Below are 26,171 nucleotides of genomic sequence, written 5' to 3'. Positions count from 1 at the left end.
AACGGGCGGAGCAATGGCGACAGGCGCGTTGGCCGCCACCTCGCCGTGGGGGGTGAGCGCGGCTGCCGCCGACACCATCCTGGACACACCGTTGCGGCCAGGAGCGCCCGAACCGAATGTCGACGCCGCCAAACACTGGTGGCATCCGGCTCGCCAGGTGTGGACGCCGATAGGTTGGAAAGGACACATGTTCCGTTTCAACTGCTTCTACAACGGCACGATGGTCTGTGAACCGAGCACCGTCATGGCGGCGAAGCCGAACGTTCAGCCATACGCTGGCAAGAACTTCCAGCTCACGGTCACCATGCCGCGACGCGACGGCTCCTGGAATCCGTTCCCCACCCACGACCAGGCCATGTGGGACGAGGATCTCGGCTATCGCAAACAGGGCTGGGCTACCGACCAACAGACTCCAGTGCTGTGGACCGAGTACCGCCGCCAGGAAGGGGTGGTGCTGCGCCAATCGGTGTTTGCCCACCTACCAGGCGGACAGGACGTGGACACCGCGGTCGAACCGCTCTATGCCTGGATGCGATTCGAAATAGTTCACGTCGACGAGGTGAAGGCACCGAAGGAATTCACCGTCGGGTTGTGGCTGTCCAAGGCATTCGCCAAATTCAACGGACCGTTCGACCAACAGCACGGCGTCGAGGTCTATCTGATGCCCGAGCTGGCGCCGATGGCCGGACCGCTGCGGACCGACCGAATCTACAACCCGACCGGCAAGCCAATGTCGGTACCGGTCTTCGATTCCGACGACAACATCCGATTGATGGTCGGTACCCCGCAGGGCGGCTCGATCGCGCTGACACCCAACACTAACGAAGGGATCTACGACCTTCGGCTGGGACTGCCGGCCGAGGTCGGCACCGCAGTCGACATCATGGTCCCGATGATGGTTGCCCCGGCGGACGAGGCGAGGGCGGAGTTCGCCCTAGGCCGAGCCGCCGCACTTGCTGAATGCGAGAGCTTTTGGGCTCCCAAGGCGGCAACCGTCGCCGACGTCCAAACCCCGGAGGATCACCTGAACCAGCTACTGCGGCGGGGTCCGCAATTGGCGCAAGTGGTCGCGGAGAAAAGCACCGATACCGGCCTGTACACCTTCTTGTCCGGCTCGTACGCCTACGACGTGCTGTGGAGTACGCCCACTTCGATGGTCAGCCACATGTTCCTGGATCTGCTCGGCTACCACGACGTGGTCGAGCAGCACATCGAGATCTACCACGAGTCGCAAGGCAGCCGGGTGCCGCCGGGCACCATTTTCGCCGGCGGCAACTATCCGGGTTTCCTCTCGACACCGAAACAGTTGCAGGCCATTGATTGGCTCAGCGACCACGGCGCCATCCTGGAGACCATTTCCGTGCACGCACTGTTGACGAACCGGAAGGCATTCATCGACCGCTGGCTGGATCCGATCGTCAAGGCCTGCGATTTCATCGTCCAGGCCTGCGCGATGACCAATCACAATGGCGTGAAAGGACTGATGCCGCCAGGGTTCGCCACCGACGAAACGATCGACACCCAGGGTGTCAACATCCAGTGCTTCACCTACAAAGGGCTCACTTCGGCGATCGCGCTGCTGCGCCGAGTCCGCCATCCACGGGCTCACGAATTCGCGGCCTTCGCCGCCCGATTCCGCTCGGTCTATCAGCAGGCACTGCGCGATATGGCTCAGGGCGCCAGGACCTGGACGGATGCAACGGGCCTTAAGCAGCCGGTCCTGCAGCCGAGTTTCACCGACGAGGCGACTCCGTGGGAGGGAATGACCCGGTACGATACCGGCCCGCTGATGTCGGTCTGGGCCGGCCTGATGCCCGCGTCTGACCCATTGATGGTTTCGTTCCTGGACTTCTTCCGATCCGGCCCGGACGTCGCATTGTTCGACGAGGCGCACCACAACGCTCTCGATCGAGTGATCTTGCAACACGAAGTCGGGTCGGGTGAGCCCTGCTACAGCTGGAGCATGATGCACAACTGGCAGCTCGGCGACCGAGTTCGCTATCTGGAAGGGATGTACGGACTGGTCACCGGGGCTCTCTCGCAGGACACCTTCATCTCCTGCGAACACCGCAATGCGATCTACGGCAACCTTTTTGCCCACCCATTGATCGTGTGGTCGCTCCGGCATGCGGTGGTCGACGACGACATCGACCCGGACCGGCTGCACCTGCTGCGGATGTGCCCACAAGGTTGGGTCACCGACAGCCAGACTCGGTTCGATCGGATGCCGACCCGGTTCGGGCCGATCGACCTCCGCATCCAAAGGTCCGCCGACGGTCGCACTGTCGACCTGACGGTGCACGGCAGCTGGCATCACCGGCCGGCGGGTATCACCGTGCACACCGCAGCGCTGGCCGGCGCAAGACGGCTGCGGGTCAACGGCAAAACGCATCCCCTCGGTCATAAGGAGACGATCGACCTGTGAACACCGACCGGACTCATCGGCTGTCCCGGCGACTCCCCCGGCCGGCCACCGCAATCGTCATAAGTGTGGCGCTTATGCTCGGCGGCATCGTGACCGCGCCACTGGCTGGCGCCGGTCCGGACACGGCCGGTCCGACGATCGACGCCGATCCCCCGGCACACGCCCTCAAGCTGCCGTCGAGACATAAGGCACCGGTTGCCCGACATGACCGCGCGGGTACGACGCCGAAGGCCGGCCGGACCACCGATGGAGCCGAGACCAGCGCCGGTACGGGCCACTGGTCCGACCTGGTGGTCAGGCAGTCGGGGCCGGGTGCGGGCCAGCTCCGCACCCACTACGGAAACGGCTCAACCACATCCGACCCGTGGACCGAAGCTCCGCTGAACACCGCTGCCGCCTGGGACTTCGCCGACATCCTATTGCTGGCCGACATCACCGGCGACGGCCTGGCTGACATTTTGGCCCGCGAGCCCGGTCTGGACAACGGAACGCTGTGGATCTACCCGAACGATGGCTCCGGCAGCGCCGATCCGTGGACGAACCGCTATGCCGCCGGCAACGGCTGGAACACGGTCAACACCATCCAGCTCGCCGACGTCACCGATGACGGCCGACCGGACATCGTGGCCCGGAATCCTGCTCGCGACTCGGGGTTGTTGAATGTGTATCCGCACAACGGATCGACTACCAGCAACCCGTACACGTCCGTCTTCGCCGCGGGCACCGGCTGGAACCTGGCCAAGGACATTCGGTTGGCAGACTTCACCGGCGATGGTCACCCGGATATCATGATCCGGGACAGCAACGACCATCTCGCGGTCTATCCCAACAACGGGTCCACCACCGGCAACCCGTGGACGACCGCGCCGGATCGAATCAGCGAAGCGGACTGGAACTGGGCAGACACTCTGGCACTGACCGACGTGACCGGCGATCAGCAACCCGACCTGATCGCCCTGGACCCCACCGGCGCCCTGTGGATATATCCGAACAACGGCTTGGGCCAGCCGTTCACCGCGCCCAGGCTGGCTGCTGGGAACGGGTGGGGCTATACGGACACGCTGCAGATCGGCGACGTCAACGGCGATGGGAAGCCAGACATCGTGGGCCGGGTCCCCAGCGGCTCGGACCTGTGGATCTATCCCAACAACCATTCGACCGGCGGGCCGCCCTGGACCGACAGGGTGGCCGCGGGGACCGAATGGGTCGGCATCGACCTGGTTCGAACAGCAGACGTCACCGGCGATGGTCGACCGGATCTGGTCACCAGGGACCCGAGCACCGACAACGGCACCCTGTGGGTCTACCCGCACAACGGATCCACCTCCGGGTCCCCGTGGGACTCGCGGTATCGCGCCGGCTTCGGCTGGAACACCATGACGTCCATCCTGTTGGGTGAACTCACCGGCGACGGCAAGGCCGATGTCCTGGGCCGGGACGCTCAGGGCAACCTCTGGGTCTACCCGGGTAACGGCAGCAGCCAGAGCTTTCCATGGAATTCCCGGATGTGGGCGGGCAGCGGCTGGAACACCGCCCGGCTGCTGGCCCTGGCAGACGTCGACGGCGACCACATCGACGATCTGATCGACCTGGAGAAAGACGGCTCGCTGTGGCTGTATCCCACAGGCGTCTCGACCGTACCGGTGAACATCCCAGGTGATTGGTCCGGCGCCACCGCGATCGACCTCGGCGATACCACCGCAAGCGGCCGGCCAGATCTGGTGATCAAGGAGGGCTCAGATCTCTGGATCTATCCCAACACCGGGCCGGAAGGCGGCAATCCGTGGTCCACTCCTCGCAGACCGGCCGGCTCAGGTTGGGACGGCGCGCTGAATTTGGCGGTGACGTAACCGACCCCTGGCCACCGGTTCGGAACGCGAGGGCCCCGAGGACGCGAGGTCCTCGGGGCCTTTACGTTTCGGGCTTCCATCGCAGATCGATGATCAACGTCAGTTGCTCGCCCGCGGCCATCTCGGCAAGCTGTTCTGCTGGTCCGGTGACCGGTTCGGCGCACACTCCGTCCGGGTGCGCCGTGTATGCGATCAGGTACTCGGTCGTGGAACAGATCTGCAACGCTCCCGCACCCGGCCAGCGGAGAGTCACGGGTGCACCGGTTCGCAGATATTCGTCCCAGGGGGGCGCCGACAAGCGTTCCCAACTGCCGGTAGGGACACCGCGAGAGTCCCGCTGTTGTTGCTGCGCGGCCGGATCGACCTCGACCTGCACCTCGTCACCGACATCCAGGCGGCGCCGGAACCATGGGTGCCAACCGAGCGCGGCCACCATCGGACCGTCACCCGCAATCAGACACAGCTCGATGCGTAGGTGCCCGGCTCCGAGCCACAATCGCTGTTCCACCGAACCCCCGAGCGGCCACGGCGGTGCCATTTCGCATCGCCAGGCACCATCGCCGATCCGCTGCCAGGCCGACCCTCGGGCCACTCCGTGATGGGCGAGGTGCCCTGCGGAGTCCGGAAAGCTGCCCGACAGCGGGTAAGGCTGCCCAGCTACCGTCAATGTGCGGTCCCGCAGCAACCCGGTCCACGGCGCCATCACGAAGGCCCCCCATCCCAGGGCGTCGTGAGAGTCATGCGGCACCAACATTGAGTGATGGCCCAGTACCAGTTCGGTGATGCGGGCGCCGTCGATCGCATCCACTGATACACGGTCACCGGGCTCAGCGCGGTTCTGGGAGCGCATCAGCCCTTGACTGCGCCCACCGTGAGCCCCGCGGTGACTCGTCGTTGCAGCAGACCGTAGACCAGCAGTACCGGTACCGCGGTGATGATCATGCCCGCGAACAGCTTCGGCCATTGGCTGCCGTACTCCGCGGCCTGGCTCAGCTGGAACAGCCCGAGGGGCAGGGTCGCCTTCTCCTCGCTGTGGATCAGCACCAGGGCGTAGAAGAACTCGTTCCAGTTGTTCAGGAAGCTGATGATGGCCACCGACGACAGACCGGGGCCGAGCAACGGCATGATGATGCTCGCGAAGGTACGGGTCGGCCCGGCACCGTCCACCGCCGCAGCTTCTTCCAGTTCCTTGGGCAGGGTCTTCATGAATCCGACCAGAACGAAGATGTTGAAAGGCAGGTTGTAGGTCGCGTAGACGAGGATCAGCCCCAAGTGGGTGTCCGAGAGCCCGAGGTCGTCGATGATCATCGACAGCGGAATGAACGTGACCATCCACGGCACCATCAGACCGGTGACGAACATCCCGAGCACCAGCCCGCTGAACTTGAAGGGGATCCGGGCGATCGGGTAGGCGGCGAATACGGCCAACACGATTCCCAGCGCGGTGGCCGACACCGACACCACGACGCTGTTCCAGAAGTAGCGTCCGACGTCCGCGGAGACCCAGGCGTCGCGGAAGCTGGTCAACCGGATCGAATCGGCCAGGCTCCACGGCGGGGTGCCGATGAACTCCTGGTCCGTCTTGAACGAAACATTCAGCACCCAGAGAAACGCCAGGATGGCGGCAACCGACAAGCCGCCGAGGAACAGGTAGAGCACCAGGTGGAACAGCCGGAACCTGGCCCGCTCGGGCGGCGGTTCCCGCCGCCGCCGACCGGTCTTCTCCGGTCCGACGGGTGGCGCACCCGGGTCGGCGGGACGAAGCTCAGTATTCGATGTCATGGCTCTTCATCACCTTGTTCACCAGCAGCGCGACCGCCAGCATGACGACCACCAGCACTATTCCCATAGCCGCGGCCAGACCGAAATCGCCCTGGTCGAAAGCCGTTCGGTACATTAGGTTGGCCACAATGTCGCTGGACCCGAATGGTCCACCGTCGGTCATGATGTGGACGAACGCGAATGCCTGCATGGCCTGGACGATCCACAGCACCACCAACACCCGGAACAGGTCACGCATCATCGGCAGCATGACGCTGCGGAACAGCCGCCACTCGCTGGCACCATCGATCCGTCCGGCCTCCAGGACTTCGGTGGGCAGTCGTTCGAATCCGGCGGAGATCAGGATCACCCAGATCCCCACCCCCTGCCAGACGACAGTCAGGGCGATCGCCGGCAAAGCGGTGGCCGGGTCACCGAGCCACGCGCGGGTCAGCCCACCGAGCCCGATCCCTTCCAGGGCCGGATTGATCAGGCCCAGTGTGGGGTTGTACAGAAACTTCCACATCAACGACACAACTGCTGCCGACAACACCACCGGGGCGAAGATGCAGAACCGGAAGAACGATTCGCCGCGCAGTCGCTGCTTCAACGCCCAGGCGATCGCGATGGACAGTGGGAACAGCAGCACGCCGCCGATCAGGGCAAAAACGAAGCTGTTCTTCAGTGTCGAGACGTAGGCCGGATCATGCAGTAGTTCTTGGTACTTGTCCAGACCAACGAAATGTGATCGCCCGGTTCGTGAGTACTCGCTCAGCGAAACAACTACCGTCCGTACCAGCGGATAGACGAAGAACAACCCCAGCAGGGCGGCGGCCGGCAGTACGAAGGGGAGGATGATGCGTCGTTGAGCGTGCCTGAGCATTCGGTCTCCAATGGCGACGCCGGGCGACGTTGTCGCGCCGCCCGGCGTCTTCTCGCGTCGGTCAGTTCCCGTAGACCCGCTTCAGCCCGGTGTCGATGGCCGCCAGCGTGGCGTCGGCGTCCTGCTTACCGAAGAACAGTTTGGCAATCTCCGGATAGACGACGTCGTTCGCCTTCGACTGCAGCAGCCCGTAGTAGCTCGGATTCAACGATCCGGCTCCGGCCACTAACTTGTCGATGCCGGGCATACCTTCCGGGCTCGGCACACCCAGCACTGCCGACACCTCGCCGGTCGCCTTAGCGCGGTCGGTTTGGACCTTCTCGCTGGTGACCAGCTTGGCCCATTCGACGGCCAGCGGCACGTTCGCGCTGTTCGCGTTGATCGAGATGTTCTGCATCGTGCCGAGCATGGCCTCTTGATCACCGTTCGCACCGTCGATGGTCGGGAACGCGACCACGCCGAGGTCGAAGTCCTTCGGGATCACCGCCTTCATCTCGCTCACCAGCCACGATCCCATCAGGATCATGCCGGCTTTCCCCTGGAAGAACTGGGTCTGGACAGCGGTGAAGTCGGTGCCCTCGAAACCCCTCAGAAAGGCGTCCTTGTCGCGCAACTCCTGGATCTTCGTCAGCCCCGCAAGGAACCCGGGGTCGTCGGAGATGCTCCCCTTACCTTCGGTGAGCACCTCGTGCGTTTTGGCGTATCCGACCTCTCGTGCCCACAGATAGTCGCTCCACATCCCCATGTAGGGCTCGATCATTCCCGACACCGCGATCGGATCCACTCCGGCGGACTTGAGTGCGTCGACGGCGGTCAGGAGCTCGTCCCAGGTGGCCGGCGGTGCGATGTTGTTGTCCTTGAAGATCTTCGCGTTGTAGAACAGCACCTCGGCGGACAGCTCGGTCGGCACGCCGTAGTACTTGCCCTCATCAGGCATCTGCATGAACTTCCGCACTGCGGGGTTGAAGGTGTCCAGCCAGGTCTTGCCGGAGTCCGGATCCTTCTGCTGCAGGTAGGGAGTCAGGTCGAGCAGATCACCTTCGCTCGCCCAGTCCATCAAGGCGGCATTGGTGCCGTCGAACATGCCGTAATCGACGTCCGGGCCCTTCCCGGAGCGCCATCGCTGCTCCATCGCCGGACGGGCGTCCGTGTTGGCGAAAGTGAAGGTCATCTTCGTCCCCGGATAGCTCTGCTCCAGTTCGTCCCCGGTCGCCTCCCAGAACTTCATGCCGGGAGTGTCCTTGGCGGTCAGTACCCCGACCTCCAGTGGGCCGCCGGTCACCGCGGCGGGTGCCTCGGCCGAAGCATCCGCCGAAGCATCCGCGGCTGCAGCCGGCGGGCTCACCGCGCCCTCGTCATCACTTCCGCAACCGGTGACGATCAACGCGACAACGGCAATCACCGCGGTCCCGGCAAGTCTCTTGATTCGCATGTCTTCCTCCTGTGCTGTGGCCGTGGGGCCGGATGAAAGTGCGGGTGCTCAGCCGATTTCCGATGTCACCGGCCTCGATGGATCAGACTCCGATCGAAATGAAGTCTGTGAACTCAGCCATGAAGCGGTCGATCATGCTGAGCTCCTCGGCGTCCAGGCGATGGGCAGGCTCACGACAACGGGCGCTCGCGAACAGACCGCGGCGTCGCGAGATTTCCTTTTCGGCTGCAATGATCAACTCGGTGTCGAGCATCCAGTAGGAGATGTAGGGCAGTAGCCGTCGGTGCAGCGCATCGCCGCCGGCCAGGTCGCCATCGGCGAACCGTCGCCAGATCTCCTGGTAGATCTCGATGAACGAGCAGCCCGGCTGGCTGCCGACCGCCCCTCTGCGGAAGGCATCGGGGAGTTGCACCCCCGCATAGCCTTCCACCGCCAGCAGGCTAGGAGTCCCGGCGGCCAGCTCATGGATCAGACTGCCCGGTGGGCTGGACTCGACCTTCACCATCCGCAGGTTGGTCGACTCAGCGGCGATCATCCGCAGAGTAGCGGCGTCGAGACTGGTCCCGGTCTCTTTCGGCGCGTACTGCATGATCACCCCGGCCGGTGCGACCGCCTCGAGGACTGCGCTGACGTGTTCGATCAGCGCCCGCCTTGACGGCGACAGGAAGTGTGGCGGCAGCAGGTTGATCATGTCGGCGCCCGCAGCGATGACACTACGGGCACGCGCCACTGCCAGCGTGGTGGCGTGGTCCTGGACCGCGACGATCGCACAGACGTCGGGCCGATCCCTGGTGTGCCGCAGCAGAATCTCGGTGAGCGTGTCCCGCTCGAGCTCAGACAGTTTGTGAAATTCCGAAGCGAACCCGGGGAACATCACGCTGCTCACGCCGGTGGCCAGCACGTACTGGACCACCCGTTCGAAGCCGTCGAGATCGACGTCCCCGCCATCGGTGAACGGCACTTCGAGCACCGGCGAAATACCGCGGACGAGGTCTGAAGCAGACGGGTTCGGCCCGGCAGCTGAGGCTTGCAGCTCCGATCCGGTCGTACGGGATTCGGAAGTCATCTTCGATTCTATGGTCACAGGATCCCCTTCAGCTGAAGTCATTACCGTCAGATCTGCAGGCCGAGCAGTGCGGCCACGGTGCCACCGAGGACCGCCAACCGCTCGGCCTGGGTCAACGGCCAGTCGGTGACCCGCTCGAGTTCGGTCGCGGACACCGTGTAGGGCGCGTCAGTGGAGAACATCAGCCTATTGGCGCCGATCTCCGGGTCTGCCGCCAGCGCGGCGAGCACCGTATCCCAAGGCGCGTAACACGTATCCCCGACCAGATTCGGCGCCTGCCGCAGCGCCGGTCCGGCATCGATCCAGAAGTCCGTCGCCCCACTGCGGCCCATGACGAATCGAACCTCCGGATGCTGCCCTGCCAGCAGTGCCAGCGGCATCGGCAGCGCGGTCGGCGGCGTCCCGGTCCGCACATAGACCGGCCAGTGCCTGGCGGCGGCGAACTCCAGCAACGGGACCAACAGGCCATCGAGCAGGTCAAAGCCCTGCAACACCGGATCGACCGCGAGGGCGACGGCCCCGCGGTCGGCGGCCCGGTCCAACTCGTCCAGTGCGTCCCGGCCGCGCCACGGGTTGGCGACCGCGTAGGCCAGTAGTCGCCCGCCGGAAGATGCTGCTGCCGCGGTGACAGCGTCGTTTCCGCGGCGGTTGTGGTAAGCGATCGCTGCTTCGTCGGGTGCGACCAGTGCCCGGTCGATGCCGAGCCGGTCCATCGTGTCCAACAGGGTATCGGCCGTGAGTTCGACCTCGCGGCCCTGGCCGATCCGCACGTGACCGTCAATAATCACGATGCACCAGGCAAGGTCAGGCCGAGCATGCCGAGCGCATCGGCGTGGATGATCTGCTCGATCAGTTCCGTCGGGATCCTCGGCAGCGCAGTGCCCTGCAGGATCTCATTGACCCGCCGCAAGCCGGCGATGGCCTCCCCTGTGGTGGCGATCGGGAAGTCCGACCCTAGAAGCAGTTTGCTGGTGGCTCCCCATTCGACCGCGGACAGCAGCGATTCGTAACAGACCCACGGCCGCAGGTAGATCGAGGAGACGTCGGCATAGACGTGTGGATGTTTGCGCATGGTCACCACGGTTTCGCGGCCCCATGGATGGCCCATATGCGCCATCACGATCCGCAATTCCGGAAAGGCAAGTGCCACTTCGTCGGTGACCAGCGGGTAGGTGTAGCGCAGGGGTGCATGCCTGATCGGCGACGCGCCCTGATGGAACAGGATGGGCAGGCCGTTGCGCTCGCAGTAGGAATAGAACTCGAACGCTTTGTCGGACAACGGGTCGAACACCTGGTAGTTGGCTCCGAGCTTGACACCAACCAGGCCGGCCTGCCGCCACCGTTCCGCCTCCTCGATCGCGTCCGGCCGGGTCGGGTTCACCGACAGGAACCCGAGCCGACGCGTCGGATCGGCCGCGACGAACTCGGCGGTCGCTTCGTTGATCCGATCGGGCGAGCTCGGGATTCCGGTCGACCCGGCCGGGTCTTCGACGTCGATGTTGAAGGCAATCGTGACGTCGGCATCGGCCATGGTCGTGTCGTATTCGGCCCAGGAGTTCGTGGTCACGACCGGTCGATCGGTCCGCCACGCCGCAAATTCTGTGCGCTCCGACTCCGGGACCATGTCCCGATGAGTCGGAGTGTGCGTGTGTACGTCGACGATCATCATCGGCCCCCGAGCAGTCGTTGCGGATTGTCCACCAGCATCGCCTGGCGCTGGTCGGCGGTGATGCCCCAGCCGGCAATTTCCCTGACCCGGGCCGCGGCGTAGTCCTGGCTGGGTTTGTCGGAAAGCCCCGCGTCGGTGCCGAACAGCACCCGGTGCTGTGGTGCGTGTTCGAGAATGTACCGGGCGGCGTAGGGAGGAGTACCGCAGATGCACAGGTAGAGATTGGGTGTCTGGGCAACGGCAGCGAGGGCCTCTCGCCAGCAATCGTGCAGCCCTCCGTGACCCAGCACAACTGGAAGTTCGGGATGCCGACGAGCCAGCGCGGCGATCTGAGCCGGCGTCGAATACGGCGGGGTGCCGTCGTGCGAGACCACGATTCCGCCTGCGGCCTGCACCGTTTCGCAGATCGGGTCGAGCGCTGCCTCATGCAGGCTGAACCCCTGCAGCCAAGGGTGGAGTTTGATCCCGCGAAGTCCGAGTACCGACATCATCCGCTCGGTCTCGACGACCGCATCGGGCCGCCGCGGGCTGACCGAGCCAAACCCGATCATCCGTTGCGGATGCCGCGCCACAAAGGCGGCGAGCTCGTCATTGGCCTGCGAACTCGGATCGAACAAGCCGTCGTGGCTCAGCACCACAGCCCGGTCCACTCCGCTGTCGTCCATGAAACTGATGAACTCATCCGCGTCGAAAGCCGCCCCGGCCAGCCAACTCGCGCTGCGCCATGCGGGTGTGTGGGTGTGGAAGTCGATCACAGCATCCTCGCCAGTTCATCGATGCGTCCGGACATGCCGGCAACGATTTCTTCGAGCCAGCGAGCGCCGATTTCAGCGGTCGCCAACTCCGGTTCGTCGGTATACCCGTCGATCTGGTGCCAACCGGCCGCGCTGTGCAGGCCGACGTCCTGTACCGCCGGGTACGGCGGCCGCGATCCGCGCCCGGTCGTCGGCCGAACGAGGTCGGGACGGGTCGCGATCATCAGTGACGTCTCGAACGCACCAGCGTGGCCGGGCACCGGATGTGCGGATCCGGGGGCGAGCACATTCCAGTAGTCCAGGTGCGCCACCCGCATCGAATGGCGGGCCGCCGCGGCGCCAGCCGCGGCCTGACAGATGCCGGCGTTGCCGCCGTGACCGTTGACCAGCACCAGCCGGTGACATCCCGTGGTTGCCAACGAGTCGACGATGTCGGACAGCACCGCCAGCAGCGTTGCCGGCGACAGCGACAGCGTCCCGCCGAAAGGCAGGTGATGATCCGACGCGCCAATGGTCAGAGTCGGCGCGATCACCAATTGTCGGTCCTGCGCAGCCGCGCTCCGCGCGGCAGCCTGCTCGGTGACGGCGGTCGCGATGATCGCATCGGTGCCGGCCGGTAGGTGCCGGCCGTGCTGCTCGGTGGCGCCCATCGGGAGCAGGACCAGCGCCTCAGTCAGCACCTCGGACAGGGTCTGCCGGTCGGTCTCAGCCCAGTGCAGCACTGTCATCGCTCCGCCACCGCGGCAATCCTTTCGGCAGTCCATAAGGCGTCCAGCCCGTCGGCGATGCTCGGGGAGGGTGCGGATCGCCGGCCGGTGATCAGCTCCACGAATCGCTGCAACTGCCGGTCGAATGAGCGGAGCGTTCGGTCACCAGGCGTGCTGATCATCTCGGTGCGACCATCGAGTTGAACAGTCATCTCGAAGGTCCGGGCATCCATCACGACCAGCCCGTTGGAACCAAGCAGGCTCAGTTCGCACACTGGCAATGCCGCTGTGTACCAGCCGAATTCGACCAGCGCGGTCGAGCCGTCCGGATACCGCAGCCGACCACCGGTCAGGTTGTCGGCCAGATTGGCCGGGTCGGTACGCATCGACCAGCAGTCCAGCACCTCCCCGGCGCCACCGAACAGGTGGGAGAGCCAGTCGAACACGTGCGCACCCTCGTGAATGACCGGGACTCCGTGCGCCAACGCGGACTGAATTCGCTCGCTGTGTGCGACGTCAGCCGCATCCAGACGTTCGTCGTAGATGTGCGCACGCACCAGCAGCGGGCTTCCAAGCCGTCCCGAGTCGACCAGCGCCTTCAACGCGTCCATCGCCGGATCGTGTCGATAGGTCAGTCCGATCTGGACCCTGGCTGCCGCCTCGGCCGGCAGACCCGCCAACGGTGCCGCGGCCTCGGTCGAGACGGCAATCGGCTTCTCTGCCAGGACACGAACACCCTCGTGGGCGAGCCGGGCGGCCAGTCCGGTGGTAATCCACGGCGGCGTCGCCAGCACGACACCGTCCATTCCCACCGGCAGCTCGGTCAGATCCCCGAACGCCGGGACGTCCGGCGCGATCGCCCGGGCGGCATCCCGGCGACTCTGCACGGGATCGACCAGGGCGACCACGCGCACCTCGGGATGACGCAACAGCGCGGGAAGGTGGGCGCCGATGCCGATCTCGCCCAGTCCCACCAGCGCCAGATCGACCTGCATGTCCACCACTCTCGCATTCTCAATATTTCGTAATAACGAAGATACCTTCGTCCACTCAGAGATAGTAGAAGGTGTCCGGCTCAAGCCGCAAGGGTTGTGCGGCGTTATCCGTGATCGGGATGAAACCCGAGGCGGGCCGACACTTCCCGACTGATCGCAGTGACTCCGGCCACCGCCCGCTTGAGGGAAGCACCTTTGAAGTCCTTGGCGAAGCCGGTGATCCCTACGGCGCCGGCCGCGCGCCCGTCGGCGTCGAAGAACGGGGCAGCGGCGCACCCGATGTCGCTCTGCTCCTCCTCGATCTCCACCGCGTAGCCACGACGTCGCACCTCGTCCAGCAGTGCCAGGAAGGACTCTGGATCGGAGGCACGTGCCTTGGGACCGGCGCCCGCACTGAGCTTGCCCAGCAACGGCTGCAACTCTTCGTCCGACAGGTGGGCGGTGATCGCTCTGCCCAAGGCGGTGAGGTTGAACGGGGCGATCTTGCCCAGGTAGGTGTTGAACTGGATGAAGCCCTCATGGGTTGCCTTGGCGACATAGACGACGGACGTCCCATTGAGGACACCGATGTGCACGGGCATGCCCAGCTCGAGAGCAAGCTGTTGCATCTCCGTTTGGGCAATGGACGTCAAGTCGACCTTGCGCACCAACTGAACAGCCAACCCGTACAAGCCCAACGTGGGACGCCAGAAGTGGCTTCGCCCGACGATCTTCCGCGCCGCGTAACCGCGCTGTTCCAGCGTGTACACGATGCTGGCGCAGGTGGCCAACGGGATGCCCGCCTTCTTGGCGAGCGCCGTGAGGGTGAGGCCCTCCTGACTCGCAACCAGAGTTTCCAGCACCGTCAACGCGCGACCGACCGCCGGCGACGGCTCGTGAGCCGGGGCGGCAGAGCGGGAAGGTGAGGCCGTCATGGACGGAGCGTACGTCAGAGTGACGATCCTTCGCCCTGCGGCGACCGCGACTACTCGACACGCTATATTCCAGAATCAGTAAACGCCTTCCGAATGCCGGAGTCCCGAAGAGCCCGAAGGAAGCCTTGATGACAGGTGCAGCAACCACGCCCGAGGAAGGGCTCGTGGCGGTTCCTGCGGAACCGCCGACTCCGGGCGCAACCCGGCCGGAAGTCGCCGGCGCGGTCCGGTACGGCGATCTGTTGATGACCTCGGGACAGACGGCCGTACAGCCCGACGGTGCGCTGGTGGCCGTCGGCCGACTCGGGGAGTCGGTCGATGTCCCTGACGGGCGACGGTGCGCCTGGCAGTGCGCGGCGAACGTCGTCGCGGCGGCGCGCGCCGAGTTGGGTTCTTTGGACCAGGTGGAGCAGGTGGTGCGGGTGACGGTGTACGTCGCGAGCGCCCCGGGATTCGTCGAACAACACCTGGTCGCCGACGCGGCGACCCAGTATTTTCACTCTGTCTTCGGAGCGGACATCGGCCGCCATACTCGCGCTGCGCTGGGGGTTGCCGAGCTTCCGACTGGCAGCCCGGTCGAGATCGAAGCGGTGATGCGGATCCGACCGGCCACCGGATCCTGATCCGATCAGTTCGAGATGCCCAGGCGTGCCAGCAGTTCCGGCTTCAGCTCAACCCCGAGACCCGGCCCATCGGGCAGCACCGCCCGGCGGCCGTCGCTGTCCAATGGCGATGCCAACACATCGTCATCGTAGTAGAAGGCGCCGATGATGTCGGACGGAAAGTCCGACAGCAGTTCGGGTGCCGCACAGGCCACGTGCAGTTGCGCCGCCGCGCCGAGGCCGAGTTCGCCATTGGAGCCCAGCAACACACCGAGACCGTGCGCCGCGGCGACAGTGGCCATCGCCACCGCCCGTCCCGGCCCCCCACTTTTGCCGACGTACAGGCTGACAGCGTCTGCCGCCCGCGCCCGCAGCACAGCGATCAGATCGGCCATCCCGAACACGCTCTCGTCCGCAATGATCGGCAGACCCAGCGAACGAAGCTCACTCATTCCCGCCAGGTCGGCCGCCGGTACCGGTTGTTCCAGGAAAGCAGGCGCGAACTCCCCCAACGCCTTCACCGCTCGTCGTGCTTCCGCCAGACTGTAACCTCCGTTGGCATCCAGGCCCAGGAACGTATCCGGCCCGACCAGGTCTCGCGCCTGGGCTACCCGTTCGATGTCCGATGCCAGCTCGATGCCGACCTTGATCTTGAACGCCCCGAAGCCGGCTACTGCCGCGGCCCGGTGAGTGTCCGCCAGTCGCTGCCCGTTGCCGCTCAGTGAACACTTGATCGGAACCTGCGTGCGTCTGGGTCCGCCCAGGGCGGTCGCCAGCGGCACATCGAGCAGCCGCGCGTAGGCATCCCACAAGGCAGTGGCCACACCGGCTTTGGTGAACGCGCTACCGGCCAGTACTGCGTCCATCCGCGCCTCGAGATCGGCCACCGGAACAATCGGTCGGCCGACGATCGCCGATGCGAGCACCGCCGAGATCGCATGCTCCGCGGTCACGGCGTCCTCACCACTCCACAGCAGTGTTGCGCTCACCTCTCCGAAACCGTCGACACCGGCGGAGGTCTCGACCCGGACCAACAGGAAGTCTGACCGATCGTGGGTTCCTCGTGCACCGCTCACCAGCAGCTCCGGTCGGACCTGCGGGCTCACTGCCAGCGTCCGGACGGCGGTGACGGTGACGCGGTCGAGCGACGGTATTGGCATTCGTGGTCCTCCACAGATTGGTGCAACGACCGGGCCGAGGAAAGGCACCCCGGATCATGACATGTTGGCGCACGCTCGGAGCCACCTTCCTAGCCGCGGATGCACCGGACCCGGGGTGAGTCAGATGAAGATGACCCGGTCCGGCTCGGTGAATCCATCGGCGATGATCACGGAGTCGCCGTAGGGCCTGTCGGTGAAGCCGGTGTCGTTGTGCCAGGCCCGCACCTGCCCGTCAGGCTGGATCGAGATCATCTCGACACGACCGTCCTGGTCGAGGTCGGCGACCCTCACGCGTTCGGGGTCGATGAATCCGTCGGCGATCAGCGCCGAGTTGCCGTACGGCGTCGTTGCGAATCCGGCGTCGTTGTGCCATGCCCAGATCTCACCGTTCGGGCGAATATCCATGATCTCCGCCCGACCGTCGCCGTCCAGGTCGCCAAACAGGGTGCGATCCGCGGAGAACCCAGTCGCGACCACCTTGAATGCCCCGTACGGTGCGGTCGCAAATGCCGCATCGTTGTGCCAGGCGGTCACGTCGCCGTTCGCGGCGATGTTGATCAATTCGGCACGGCCGTCATCGTCGAGATCGGCGAACCGCACCCTGGCGGGATCGGTGAACCCGGTGGCGATCAATCGGGAGGTCCCGAAGGGGTTGGAGGCGAACCCGGCGTCGTTGTGCCAGGCCCAGATCTCACCGTTGGTCGTGATGTAGATCGCCTCTGCGCGGCCGTCGTCATCGAGATCGGCGAACCGGGTCCGCGCCGGGTCGTCGAATCCGGTGGTGATGAACAGCGAGTCACCGTAGGGACTGACGGCAAAGCCCAGATCGTTGTGCCAGGCCTGCACTTCCCCGTCGCGCCGGACGGCAGCGATTTCGGCGCGGCCGTCACCGTCCAACGAGCTTGCCCTGCTACCGCCTTGAACCGGCTGCAGGCCGTTCCAGCTCAGGTCGATGGAGAATAGGTGGCGGGCGCCGTTCACCCAACCGTGGAAGATCACCTTGTCCCCGCCGGTCAGCCCGTTCGTGGCGGTCTTGACGTCTGCACCGCCAGGTCCGCACACACCGGTGTTCCCCGTCGTCATGAAGGTGGTTGGGCCGGTCCACGGTCCGTTGAGACTGGTCGAAGTGGCATAGGCCGTCTGGTAGTCACATCCGCCGTAGCCCCCGGTCGAGACGAACATCGCGTAGCCCGTCGGCCGCCGGACGACGACGGGTGCTTCGATGATCGAACCGGCTGGTCCGGTGATCAATGCCGTCGGTGATCCGGTGAGCGCGGTGCCGTCGGAGTTGACCGGGGCCAGGTAGATCGAGCTCGAGACGCCGACGGCATTGCCGTCGTTCTTCCACAGCAGATAGCGCGATCCTCCGGGTTCAACGAAGGTGCTCGCGTCAATGGCGCCCCCTTGCGCCAGCGGGCAGAGCAGAGGGCCGGTTCCGACGGGAGTGAACGGCCCCAGCGGACTGGTGGCCTTCGCGACTCCGATGCACTGCCGACCTGATGCGGTGTGCCATGCGGTGTAGGTCACGGTCAACGTGCCGTCGCTGTTGACCGCCACATCGGGAGCCCAAGTCCGGCCGGCGGTTGCCCAGCTCGTCGACGGCCCGCCGGGCATCGCGTCACCCTGCAAGGACCATGGTCCGTCGACCGTCGGTGCCGACGCGACCGGCAGGTAGGCCCAGGTGTTGGTGGAGTAGGCGTACCAGGTGCCGTTGACCGGGACGACGTCCGGATCGGGGAAGTTCTGAGCGATCAGGTCCTTCGGTATCTCAATCGCCTGGGCTATCCCCGAGGCAAAGACGGTGGCGGACAGTGCCAGCAGTACCGCGGCCACCAGCCGTCCGACGCGTGCGCGTCCCATGTCTTCCTCCGATTGCATTCGGTCAATCACAACAACACGTGGGAGGCGAAATCCCAGTCGCCGGCCAGGAACCGATCATCGGTCCATGGGGTCGACTGCGATCCGAACTCGCGGACACTCAACCGCCCGTCGCTCCAGAGGACGACCAGGCTCGGGGTTCCGGAAGTGTCGATGTCGCCGCCGGCGAGTGATCGGGCGGCTCCGAACTCGCCCGGGATCCGGTAGGGCGCCTGTCCGGCGCGGTAGAGCCACGCGGTGCCGTCGGTCTCGACGTCGACCAGATCTGCTTCGCCGTCGTGGTCGGCATCGAGCATCAGCAACTTCGCTGTCGTTCCCCAGCCGGTGCCGATCCAGCTGCGTCCCTGGTCGAATGGCGTGCGGTCGCCGGATCCATTGTTCGGGTAGACCCACATGTCGCCCGCCCGGTCGATAACGACGAGATCGGGGAAGCCGTCGCCGGTCACATCACCGACTGCCAACCGCCGGGCAAGGTTCCATCCCGTGCCGAGTAGTACAGGTGGAGCAGGCACGGCACCGGGCTGTGTTCCCGGGTAGAGCCACAGCGAGCCATCGGACCGGCCTGGCTCACGGACGACGATGTCGCCAAGTCCGTCGCCGTCGACATCGGCAGTCACCATCGCGTCGTCGAAGTTCCACCCGGTACCTGCGGACGACCTGATCGGCCAGAGGTCTGCACCGGTGGCGGTCTCATAGCGCCAGAGGGTGGCACTGCGGTGCACGGCCAGCAGGTCCTGGCGGCCGTCGGAATCAACGTCGGCCGCGAGCAGAGCGCTCGTGTCCGACCAGCCGGCGCCCCCGGACACTCTTGGTCCCCAGGGATTGCCGGTGCTGGCGCCGTTGTGCGGATAGCGCCAGAGCGCCCCCGAGCGGTCACGGATCACCAGGTCAGGGAAGCCTGTTCCGGGGTCGATCAGCGTCATCAGATCGGCGGTGCCCCAGCCACTTCCGGCGAATCCGCGGGAGGTGTACGGGTTTCCGTTGGTGATGCCGTTGTGCGGATAGATCCACAAGTCACCGTTGCCGTCCCGAATGACCATGTCGGCGAGGTGATCACCGGTGACGTCGGCCAGCATGATCGTGGTGGCCAGGTTCCAGCCGGTGCCCGCCCAGCGACCTGTCCCCGTCCAGACGTTTCCGCTGGAGGCGCCATTGTGGGGGAAGATCTTCAGGGTGCCGCTCGCGGCGCCTGGTTCACGGGCCAACAGATCGGGCCTGCCATCACCGGTCACATCCGCGATCACGATCGTGTCGAAGCGGCCCCAGTTGGTCCCGGCGACGAAGCGGGTCGGCCAAGGGTTGGCCGGGTCTGCTGTCCCAGGGTAGACGTAGAGTCGGCTTCCCGACCTAGCGATGAGATCCGTGCGGCCGTCGCCGGTGACGTCTGCCGACAGCAGCTGGTCAGCCCAATCCCATTGCCCCGCAACGTCAGTCGTGATCTGCCATGGGTCGGCCGGGCCGGTGGTAGTGGCCACCCCGAGCGCTCCAGCGTTCGTGCCTCCATCTCGCACCAAAAGGTCGGGCGGAATGGTCTGCGCGGCCGACAACCCCGGCTTCGCCTGTGATGGGCCCGTGATCGCGGCCTTCGAACGGGGGGCACTGTTCGACCGAAGGACAGCGTTCGGACCGTCGGCAACGCGCTCCTTCGATCGAGTCTGCATCGCTTCGGGATGCCAGCTGCGACCGGGCGAGGCCGGCGCCGCCGCCGCGTGAACAGCGACGATCAGGGGAGCGCATGTTGTGGCGACGACGAACACCGACGCGACCAGCAGTGATCGACGGGCTTTCATGGCTCTCCTGAGGGAAGGGTTCGGTATGGCGGACAGCAGGCAAGGCGCATTACAGGAACGTTCAGAACGTGACGAGAATCCGGTCGCGGGGCGGAATCGCTCTGCCATTGACCCGCATCCGGACGTGACCCGGCTGGCGATACAGGTAGATCCGGGATGGCTTGTGGCGCCAGCTGGCACTGAGCTGGACATCGACCTCACCCCGGTCGGAAGACACCGTCACCTTCACCGACACCGGCCCGTACCGAGTGGCCATTCGGGTCATCTCCAGCGGTGCCGACGAATCCAGCCAGGCGGCCGGGCACAGGCGCAGCAGATGTAGTTCGTTCGCGGCTAGCGAGTCGTCGACCACCGCGTGCTTGACCGCCCAGGTCACCATCGGTTGGACGAACAACGTCCCGTACATGCCGTGCCGGTGTTCGCCGGCGATGAAAGTGTCCGGCGAACATGCGCCCACCATCAGGCCGTACATGGCTTCGAGAAAGCGTTTGCGGTCCCCGGACTGCCAGCTGTGGAACAGGTTCCAGCTGTAGCAGGGTTCGCCGCTACTCTGCTCGTGATCGAGAACGACCCGGTCGAGTGCGGTGTGGTGCCATGGATCGAACAGCCGGGTGTTAGGGCCGGACCGGAAGTACTCCAGGAACGAGGTCATCAGTGGGTCGCTCGCCGGCAGCAGCCCGGCCCACACCGCGGCCAAAGCACCGGAGTCGAATGCCTCCAAATAGGGCCACCCGCTGGCCGGGCCGCTGAACTTGCTCGGCACGATCGGGTATTCGTGCCCGTTGCTGTCCGTCCAGGTCGGCGCCGATGCCGCCGAGTCACGCAGAGCGGCGGCGAAGGTGGCCCGGAACTTGTCCGCCAGGCTTGCAAACTCCTTGGCCCTGGGGTGGCGCTGTTCCGCGAGGGCCTCCGCGCCGGACCGCAGGCCCTTATAGGTCCAGACTTGGATCCACACCGACTGCTGTTCGACACCGGTGTCGTTCGACGCCGCAGGTGGCATCAGCCCGGCGACACCGTCGTGATCGGTGACAGCGCAGGCCCGCTTGATGAAGTCCATCGCGGCGACGACGGCAGGAGTCCAGCGGCCGATGAACGCCTCGTCACCGGATAGCAGCATGTGCCGCGCGACGGACTCGAGGATGGCACCGTGGTCACCGAGCCAATCGAAGGACTGCAGTGAGGCCGGGGTCGCGAAGAAGCCCTCCTTGCCTACCTTCTGGTAGGCCGTTCCGGGCGGGTTGCGGGTGCCTTGAAACAGGAAATACGGCTCGAGGTGGGTCTGGACGATCTCGTGTTCACCGAGCTGGTCCAGGAACATGTGGCTGATCATCGAGGTGGGGGTGCTCCACAGCAGGTCGTAGCCGTATGACCCGGTCAGGAAGGTGTACAGCCCGGTGTCCGGGCTCTTCTCCGCGATCACCTCGGAGAGCTGCACGCTGCGGTGGAAGTAGCGATTCACCAGAGTCTCTGGGGTCGAGATCCTTGCCGAGGTCGATGATCTGGCAGACCAGAAGCCCTCGGTTTCGGCGAGCGCGCCGTCGTGGCCGAGCTGCCAGACCTTGTCCACCTCGACCCGCGGCTGCGGGAGATAGGGCAGCAATACATCGACCGTGTTACCAACCTCCACAGGGAGCTTGACCGTCAGGTCGTAGACCCCGGGATGGCTGTCGAGCTCGGTCAGCGAGATTCCAGCTCCGGCGGGCAGACCGAGCATCAACCGGACATCACCGGAGCTGTCGTCGAACACCGGCACCGTCATGGGGTCACCGCCGGGGTTCCAGATGCGGTCGATCCGTAGAGGATCCGTCATCGTCGCAGCATCCGGGGTGACCTGCATGGTCACGAAGGCCTCCTGCTGCTCGGGAGGGTCGATGTAGTGCTTGTACATGGCGCGGGTGCATCGCAGAGCGAACTGGAACACTGCGGGGGAATCCGCGTCCTTCTCCGTGATCCGGTACCGCACCCACGCGTACAGCGGCTCGTCGGCGGTCTGGACGGCCATGCCGCCCGGGAGATGCGCGAAGACCTCTTGGCGCAGGACGAGTCCCTCCTGGCGACGGAAGTCTGTCCACAGGACCGGTGTCTGTCGGTCCATGTCCCAACCCTGGACCCCGACGCCAAAGTCGTGGCGGTGCAAGTAATACGGTTCCGTCGCCAGGTCAGGTATCTGTCCCCGCTGCGGCATGATCGGCGTCAGCTGAAAGTCCCGACCGGCGTACTGCCTCAGGTAGGGCTTGATCGACGGCGCACCAGTCGGGAGGGCGACGGCCGGCTGACAGACGATGGCGCCCGTGTAGAAGTTGTCGTACCGGAACAGGTGGCCCTTCCAGCCGACCGGAGTCCACACCTGCCGCTGCGGCGGCCACCACGTGAGAGCCCGGGCTACCGACGGCTCGTCAACGACCGGGTCTGCCGACGCGGGCGGCGCCGCCGCCTGGCGCGCGGGCGCGGCACTCGCCGGTGAAGGGCCCATCAATGGCATCGTGCCCAGGGCGGCTGCGCTGCCAATCAACAAACTTCGACGAGAGACTCTCACGATGCAGCTCCTGTGCCTGTTGAACGCTCTACGAAATACGAGAAATAGATACGAACTATCGTAGACGTCGAAGACTAGAGCGAACGTTTGCGCAATGCAATAGCGCGGCATATCTGTGGTGCGACGGGATCCAGCGGGACACGGCGTCAGGGATCGTGATGACTACCTTTCCTTTGGCATGAACGTGTCTCCGAGTAGTCGATCGCCCTGGCAATCTCGTCAATCTCGTGGAGTGGGTAACAGCGGTCGAGAACTGTACGAACGACGCCGTCGTTCAATCAGGCCGGCGAGGGCGACGACGTCCGCCTGCCGGCGGGAGGCGAGCATCGGCGTCAGCCGCTGACGACTCACCCTGCGCCGAGCGCCTTCGCGATCTGCACGGCGAGGCTGCCGACACCGCCCGATGCACCGTTGATCAGGACTGTGGATGGAGGCGATGTCGCTGTGCAACCAGTACGACGACACGGCCGAGTTCGCGCTGGTACTCGATCTGATCCTGGATGGATTCCAGCGGCTGCGCGGCTGACCGCCGGGGAATACCTACGCCCGGCGGAACAGGTCCGCCTCGAACCGGTAGGCGTCACCGCGGTAGGTGTTGGTGCCGACCAGAACCGGTGTGCCGTCGGAGGTATAGGCCACCTCGTCGCCAACCAGCACGGGCGCGCCGACGCCGGTGCCGAGCAATTTCGCCAGGTCACCGTCGGCGACCGCGGCCATCAGGGTGTAGGCGCTGCGGTAGATCTCGATGCCGCACTGGGTCCGCAGCACCTCGTACAGCGAGGCGTCGGTCAGGTCGGCGGTGGCCAGCGCCGGCGCGCGATTCTCCGCGACCACCACGACGTCGAAGCAGACCGGGGTGCCGTCCATCCCGCGCAGCCGGTCGATCTCGATCACAGGGGCGGCCGGCGCAATCCGCAGCTTGCCGGCCTCGTCCATGGTGGCAGGCCGGATCTCGTGCCGCAGCACCCGCGCAGTCGGCCGCAGTCCCCTGGCCCGCGCCATCTCGGTGAACGACTGCAGGGTGCTGGGCGGCTCCCCGATCAGTTGCCGCGGGACGAACCAGCCGCGCTGCGCCGAGCGTTGCACCACACCTTCGGATTCCAGCCGACCTAGTGCGACCCGCAGCGTCGCCCGGCTCACCCCGAGCTCGACCGCGAGATCTCGCTCCCCCGGCAGCCGGCTGCCGACCGCGTACCGGCCCACCGTCAGGTCGTGGACGAGCCGGTCGTACGTCTGGGTCGCGGCACTCGGTGACGTCACGAACGCAACATACCAGTGTCGACCGATTGGTTCGACCAGTTGGGCCAACTGGTTCGATCTGGACTAACTGGGTCACTTTGTCTACTGTCGGGAAAGTCGGTCCCGCAGTGCGAGCGTCAGCCCGGCTCTCCCGGATGCGGGCCCCAGATCACAACGGAGTGAAGATGAGAGTTCTTCGAGCACGGATGGCGACCACCGTCGCGGTCGTCGCCGGCCTCGCTCTGACCATGTCCGCCTGCGCACCCGGCGGGGGTGGTGGCAGCGAGAGCAGCGCCCAGCCGAGCAGCATCTCGACCGACATCGCCTCGGCCGGCACCGTGACCCTGAAGATGACCGATTTCTGGGGTTCGGCCGAGGGCAAATGGATCGACCAGGCGATCGCCGACTTCCAGAAGAAGTACCCGAACGTCACCATCGACCGCACCTCGGAGGACTGGGGCCAGCTCAACTCGACGCTCAACCTGCAGCTGCAGGACGACGCCGGACCGGACATCGCCAGCGCGAACAATGGCTGGCAGTCGCTGGGCACCCTCGCCAAGGGTGGGCTGGTGGTCAACCTCGACAGCTACGCCAAGGCCTACGGCTGGGATTCGAAGGTCCCGACCACGATCATCAGGCAGAACAAGTTCACCACCGACTTGAAGACGATGGGCTCCGGCTCCTGGTTCGCCACCCCGATGGCGCGGACCTCGCTGATCGGCCTGTACTACAACGCCGACAAGCTGAAGAAGCTCGGCATCGAACCGCCCAAAACCCTCGACGAACTCGAGGTCGACGCCGCCAAGGCCAAGACGGCCGGCGAGATCCCGTTCCAGTACGGCAGTCTCGACGGCTCGACGTCCGCGCTGCTCGGCGTTCAGGCCGTGCTGGCCGACAAGAACAAGCTCAACGACTACGTCTACGACGTGCCGACGGTGAAGGCATCCGACGTCGGCATGAAGGAAGCCGTCGAGACGGTCAAGAAATGGGCTGACGCCGGCTACTTCCCGAAGGACTTCGCCGGTATCGACTACCAGACCGCGGTCGCCAACTTCGTCAAGGGCCAGGGCGTTTTCCGGTGGGAGTACACCGGTTCGCTGGGCCTGAGCACCGAACAGCAGAAGCACTTCGGCTACGTCCAGCTGCCGCAGTCGGGCGGCAAGACCGTCGGCGTCGGTGCCGCACCGGGCGCGATGGTGATCTCCGCCAAGTCGAAGCATCCCGAGGTGGCCGCCGCCTTCCTGGACTACCTGATGTCGCCTGCAGCCGGCCAGACCGCGGTCGATCTCGGCCTGGTGCCGGCACTCTCGCCGGACGTGAAGGTGCCGGAGACCTCGCTCAGCCTGACCGGCGAGTCGGCGGCCGCGAAGACCCTGGACAGCGACGACGGCTACGTCCCGTACTTCGACTGGTCCAGCCCGACGATGCTCGACACACTCGGCCAGAACCTGCAACTGGTCTTCGCAGGGAAGATGGACTCCGGCAAGTTCACCGCCGCCGTCGACGCCGACCGGGACGCATTCCTGGCCGGACAGGCCTGACGGTGTCCGCACCCGCCCGCTCTACCGGCGTCTGGACGGCGGCCGCCGGGTCCGCCGCGGCGGAGCCGCGCGAGACGGCGTCGGCTCCACCCCGGCGCCGCTCCGCGCGGCGTCGGCGGCGGTGGACCGGCCTGGCCTTCGCGGCCCTGCCGCTCGCCGTCTACGCGGTGGTGGTGCTGGCGCCGCTGGTCCAATCGATCCAGTACTCGTTCTTCAAGTGGGACGGGGTCAGCGCGGCGACCTGGGTCGGCTTCGACAACTACGTCACCTTCGTCACCGACCCGATCCTGCGTTCCACCTTCGGGCACGTGCTGGTGCTGATCTGCTTCTTCGCGCTGCTGCCGATCGTCCTCGGCCTGTTCTCCGCGGCCCTGCTGACCAGGGCCAAGCAGCCGGGGATGGCCGTCTACCGGTGGATCTTCTTCCTCCCGCAGGTGATGACGACCGTCGTCATCGCCCTGGTCTTCAAACGGATCTACGCCCCCGACGGCCCGCTCAACCAGGCGCTGCGGGCGATCGGGCTGGACTCGCTGGCCCGCACCTGGCTGGGCGATTTCACCTGGGCGCTACCGGCCCTTGGCCTGATCGGCACCTGGGTCACCTTCGGCTTCTGCATGGTGCTGTTCATCTCCGGCACCTCGGCGATCGCGCCGGAACTGTACGAGGCGGCGCGGATGGACGGCGCCGGCCCGTTCCGGGAGTTCTTCGCCGTCACCCTGCCGGGTCTGCGCGGGCAGCTCGCCGTTGCGCTGACGCTGACCATGACCGCCGCGCTGCGGACCTTCGATCTGGTCTGGATCACCACCCACGGCGGCCCCGGCACCTCGACCCTCACCCCGGCCGTCGCGCTCTACAAGGCCGCGTTCCAGAACCCGCAGGTCGGGTTGGCCGCCGCGATCGGCGTGGTGATGGCGGTGCTGTGCCTGGTGGTCGCCCTGGTCATCACCCGCGTTTCGGAGCGTGACTGA

At 65.7% G+C, this 26,171-nt stretch carries 21 protein-coding genes; 5 read left to right on the top strand and 16 right to left on the bottom strand.

Annotation, left to right across the window (positions count from 1 at the left end):
• The first annotated feature begins 13 nt into the window (after window positions 1-13).
• Together K340_RS0111025 and K340_RS0111020 are read left to right on the top strand one after the other, a co-directional pair.
• Entirely contained in the window at window positions 14-2,425 is a 2,412-nt protein-coding gene (locus K340_RS0111025) for a hypothetical protein (protein WP_154674194.1), read from the top strand.
• 89 nt (window positions 2,426-2,514) lie between these two features.
• Entirely contained in the window at window positions 2,515-4,275 is a 1,761-nt protein-coding gene (locus K340_RS0111020) for an FG-GAP repeat domain-containing protein (RefSeq protein WP_161632090.1), read from the top strand.
• Window positions 4,276-4,336: 61 nt separating this feature from the next.
• Here the strand turns inward: K340_RS0111020 and K340_RS0111015 are convergent, their stop codons facing one another.
• The 11 genes from K340_RS0111015 to K340_RS0110965 form a co-directional block, all read right to left on the bottom strand.
• Complete coding sequence (locus K340_RS0111015; RefSeq protein ID WP_029136746.1) at window positions 4,337-5,083, bottom strand: aldose epimerase family protein; 747 nt, start codon at window positions 5,081-5,083, stop codon at window positions 4,337-4,339.
• A gap of 41 nt (window positions 5,084-5,124) precedes the next feature.
• The gene (locus K340_RS0111010; protein WP_051265838.1) at window positions 5,125-6,057 is read right to left on the bottom strand and encodes a carbohydrate ABC transporter permease; all 933 of its coding nucleotides are present in this window, start codon (window positions 6,055-6,057) and stop codon (window positions 5,125-5,127) included.
• Complete coding sequence (locus tag K340_RS0111005; protein ID WP_029136744.1) at window positions 6,041-6,919, bottom strand: carbohydrate ABC transporter permease; 879 nt, start codon at window positions 6,917-6,919, stop codon at window positions 6,041-6,043. The genes K340_RS0111010 and K340_RS0111005 overlap by 17 nt, the downstream gene beginning before the upstream one ends.
• A 61-nt stretch (window positions 6,920-6,980) precedes the next feature.
• On the bottom strand, window positions 6,981-8,351 hold the full coding sequence (locus K340_RS0111000) for an ABC transporter substrate-binding protein (RefSeq protein WP_029136743.1): 1,371 nt from the start codon (window positions 8,349-8,351) through the stop codon (window positions 6,981-6,983).
• Between the two features lie 82 nt (window positions 8,352-8,433).
• Entirely contained in the window at window positions 8,434-9,417 is a 984-nt protein-coding gene (locus K340_RS0110995; RefSeq protein ID WP_084614271.1) for a dihydrodipicolinate synthase family protein, read from the bottom strand.
• A gap of 47 nt (window positions 9,418-9,464) precedes the next feature.
• Window positions 9,465-10,205, bottom strand: coding sequence for an amidohydrolase family protein (locus tag K340_RS0110990; protein ID WP_051265835.1), 741 nt, complete (start codon window positions 10,203-10,205; stop codon window positions 9,465-9,467).
• Window positions 10,202-11,083, bottom strand: a complete 882-nt coding sequence (locus tag K340_RS0110985) for an amidohydrolase family protein (protein WP_029136740.1) — start codon at window positions 11,081-11,083, stop codon at window positions 10,202-10,204. The genes K340_RS0110990 and K340_RS0110985 overlap by 4 nt, the downstream gene beginning before the upstream one ends.
• The gene (locus tag K340_RS0110980; protein ID WP_029136739.1) at window positions 11,083-11,841 is read right to left on the bottom strand and encodes an amidohydrolase family protein; all 759 of its coding nucleotides are present in this window, start codon (window positions 11,839-11,841) and stop codon (window positions 11,083-11,085) included. Before K340_RS0110980 ends, K340_RS0110985 begins: the two co-directional genes overlap by 1 nt.
• A complete protein-coding gene (locus K340_RS0110975) occupies window positions 11,838-12,569 on the bottom strand; it encodes a creatininase family protein (RefSeq protein WP_029136738.1) in 732 nt (243 codons plus the stop codon). Before K340_RS0110975 ends, K340_RS0110980 begins: the two co-directional genes overlap by 4 nt.
• Window positions 12,566-13,543, bottom strand: coding sequence for a Gfo/Idh/MocA family protein (locus K340_RS0110970; protein ID WP_029136737.1), 978 nt, complete (start codon window positions 13,541-13,543; stop codon window positions 12,566-12,568). The genes K340_RS0110975 and K340_RS0110970 overlap by 4 nt, the downstream gene beginning before the upstream one ends.
• A gap of 104 nt (window positions 13,544-13,647) precedes the next feature.
• On the bottom strand, window positions 13,648-14,457 hold the full coding sequence (locus K340_RS0110965) for an IclR family transcriptional regulator (protein WP_029136736.1): 810 nt from the start codon (window positions 14,455-14,457) through the stop codon (window positions 13,648-13,650).
• Between the two features lie 128 nt (window positions 14,458-14,585).
• Between K340_RS0110965 and K340_RS29245 the strand changes: the two genes are divergently transcribed.
• Window positions 14,586-15,080: a RidA family protein gene (locus K340_RS29245; protein ID WP_084614270.1), complete on the top strand. Its 495-nt coding sequence runs from the start codon at window positions 14,586-14,588 to the stop codon at window positions 15,078-15,080.
• 5 nt (window positions 15,081-15,085) lie between these two features.
• Here the strand turns inward: K340_RS29245 and K340_RS0110955 are convergent, their stop codons facing one another.
• The 5 genes from K340_RS0110955 to K340_RS0110930 all read right to left on the bottom strand — a co-directional run bounded on the left by K340_RS0110955 (window position 15,086) and on the right by K340_RS0110930 (window position 23,683).
• Window positions 15,086-16,219, bottom strand: a complete 1,134-nt coding sequence (locus K340_RS0110955) for a mandelate racemase/muconate lactonizing enzyme family protein (protein ID WP_029136735.1) — start codon at window positions 16,217-16,219, stop codon at window positions 15,086-15,088.
• A gap of 120 nt (window positions 16,220-16,339) precedes the next feature.
• Window positions 16,340-18,079, bottom strand: a complete 1,740-nt coding sequence (locus tag K340_RS36225; protein ID WP_051265831.1) for a family 43 glycosylhydrolase — start codon at window positions 18,077-18,079, stop codon at window positions 16,340-16,342.
• A 26-nt stretch (window positions 18,080-18,105) separates the two neighbouring features.
• The gene (locus K340_RS0110945; protein WP_161632089.1) at window positions 18,106-19,572 is read right to left on the bottom strand and encodes an FG-GAP repeat domain-containing protein; all 1,467 of its coding nucleotides are present in this window, start codon (window positions 19,570-19,572) and stop codon (window positions 18,106-18,108) included.
• A 376-nt stretch (window positions 19,573-19,948) separates the two neighbouring features.
• Window positions 19,949-22,360 carry a hypothetical protein gene (locus K340_RS36220; protein ID WP_161632088.1) on the bottom strand — a complete coding sequence of 804 codons (2,412 nt, stop codon included), beginning with the start codon at window positions 22,358-22,360 and terminating at the stop codon, window positions 19,949-19,951.
• Window positions 22,361-22,963: 603 nt separating this feature from the next.
• Complete coding sequence (locus tag K340_RS0110930; protein ID WP_029136732.1) at window positions 22,964-23,683, bottom strand: GntR family transcriptional regulator; 720 nt, start codon at window positions 23,681-23,683, stop codon at window positions 22,964-22,966.
• Between the two features lie 164 nt (window positions 23,684-23,847).
• Here K340_RS0110930 and K340_RS0110925 point away from each other — a divergent pair, with 164 nt between their 5' ends.
• Together K340_RS0110925 and K340_RS29235 are read left to right on the top strand one after the other, a co-directional pair.
• Window positions 23,848-25,203 (top strand): ABC transporter substrate-binding protein, encoded by a 1,356-nt coding sequence (locus K340_RS0110925; RefSeq protein ID WP_161632087.1) that lies wholly within the window; start codon window positions 23,848-23,850, stop codon window positions 25,201-25,203.
• Between the two features lie 2 nt (window positions 25,204-25,205).
• The gene (locus K340_RS29235; protein ID WP_051265828.1) at window positions 25,206-26,171 is read left to right on the top strand and encodes a carbohydrate ABC transporter permease; all 966 of its coding nucleotides are present in this window, start codon (window positions 25,206-25,208) and stop codon (window positions 26,169-26,171) included.

The organism is Nakamurella lactea DSM 19367, assembly GCF_000426645.1.
GTDB lineage: Bacteria > Actinomycetota > Actinomycetes > Mycobacteriales > Nakamurellaceae > Nakamurella > Nakamurella lactea.
This window is presented reverse-complemented; position numbering and strand designations above follow the sequence as displayed.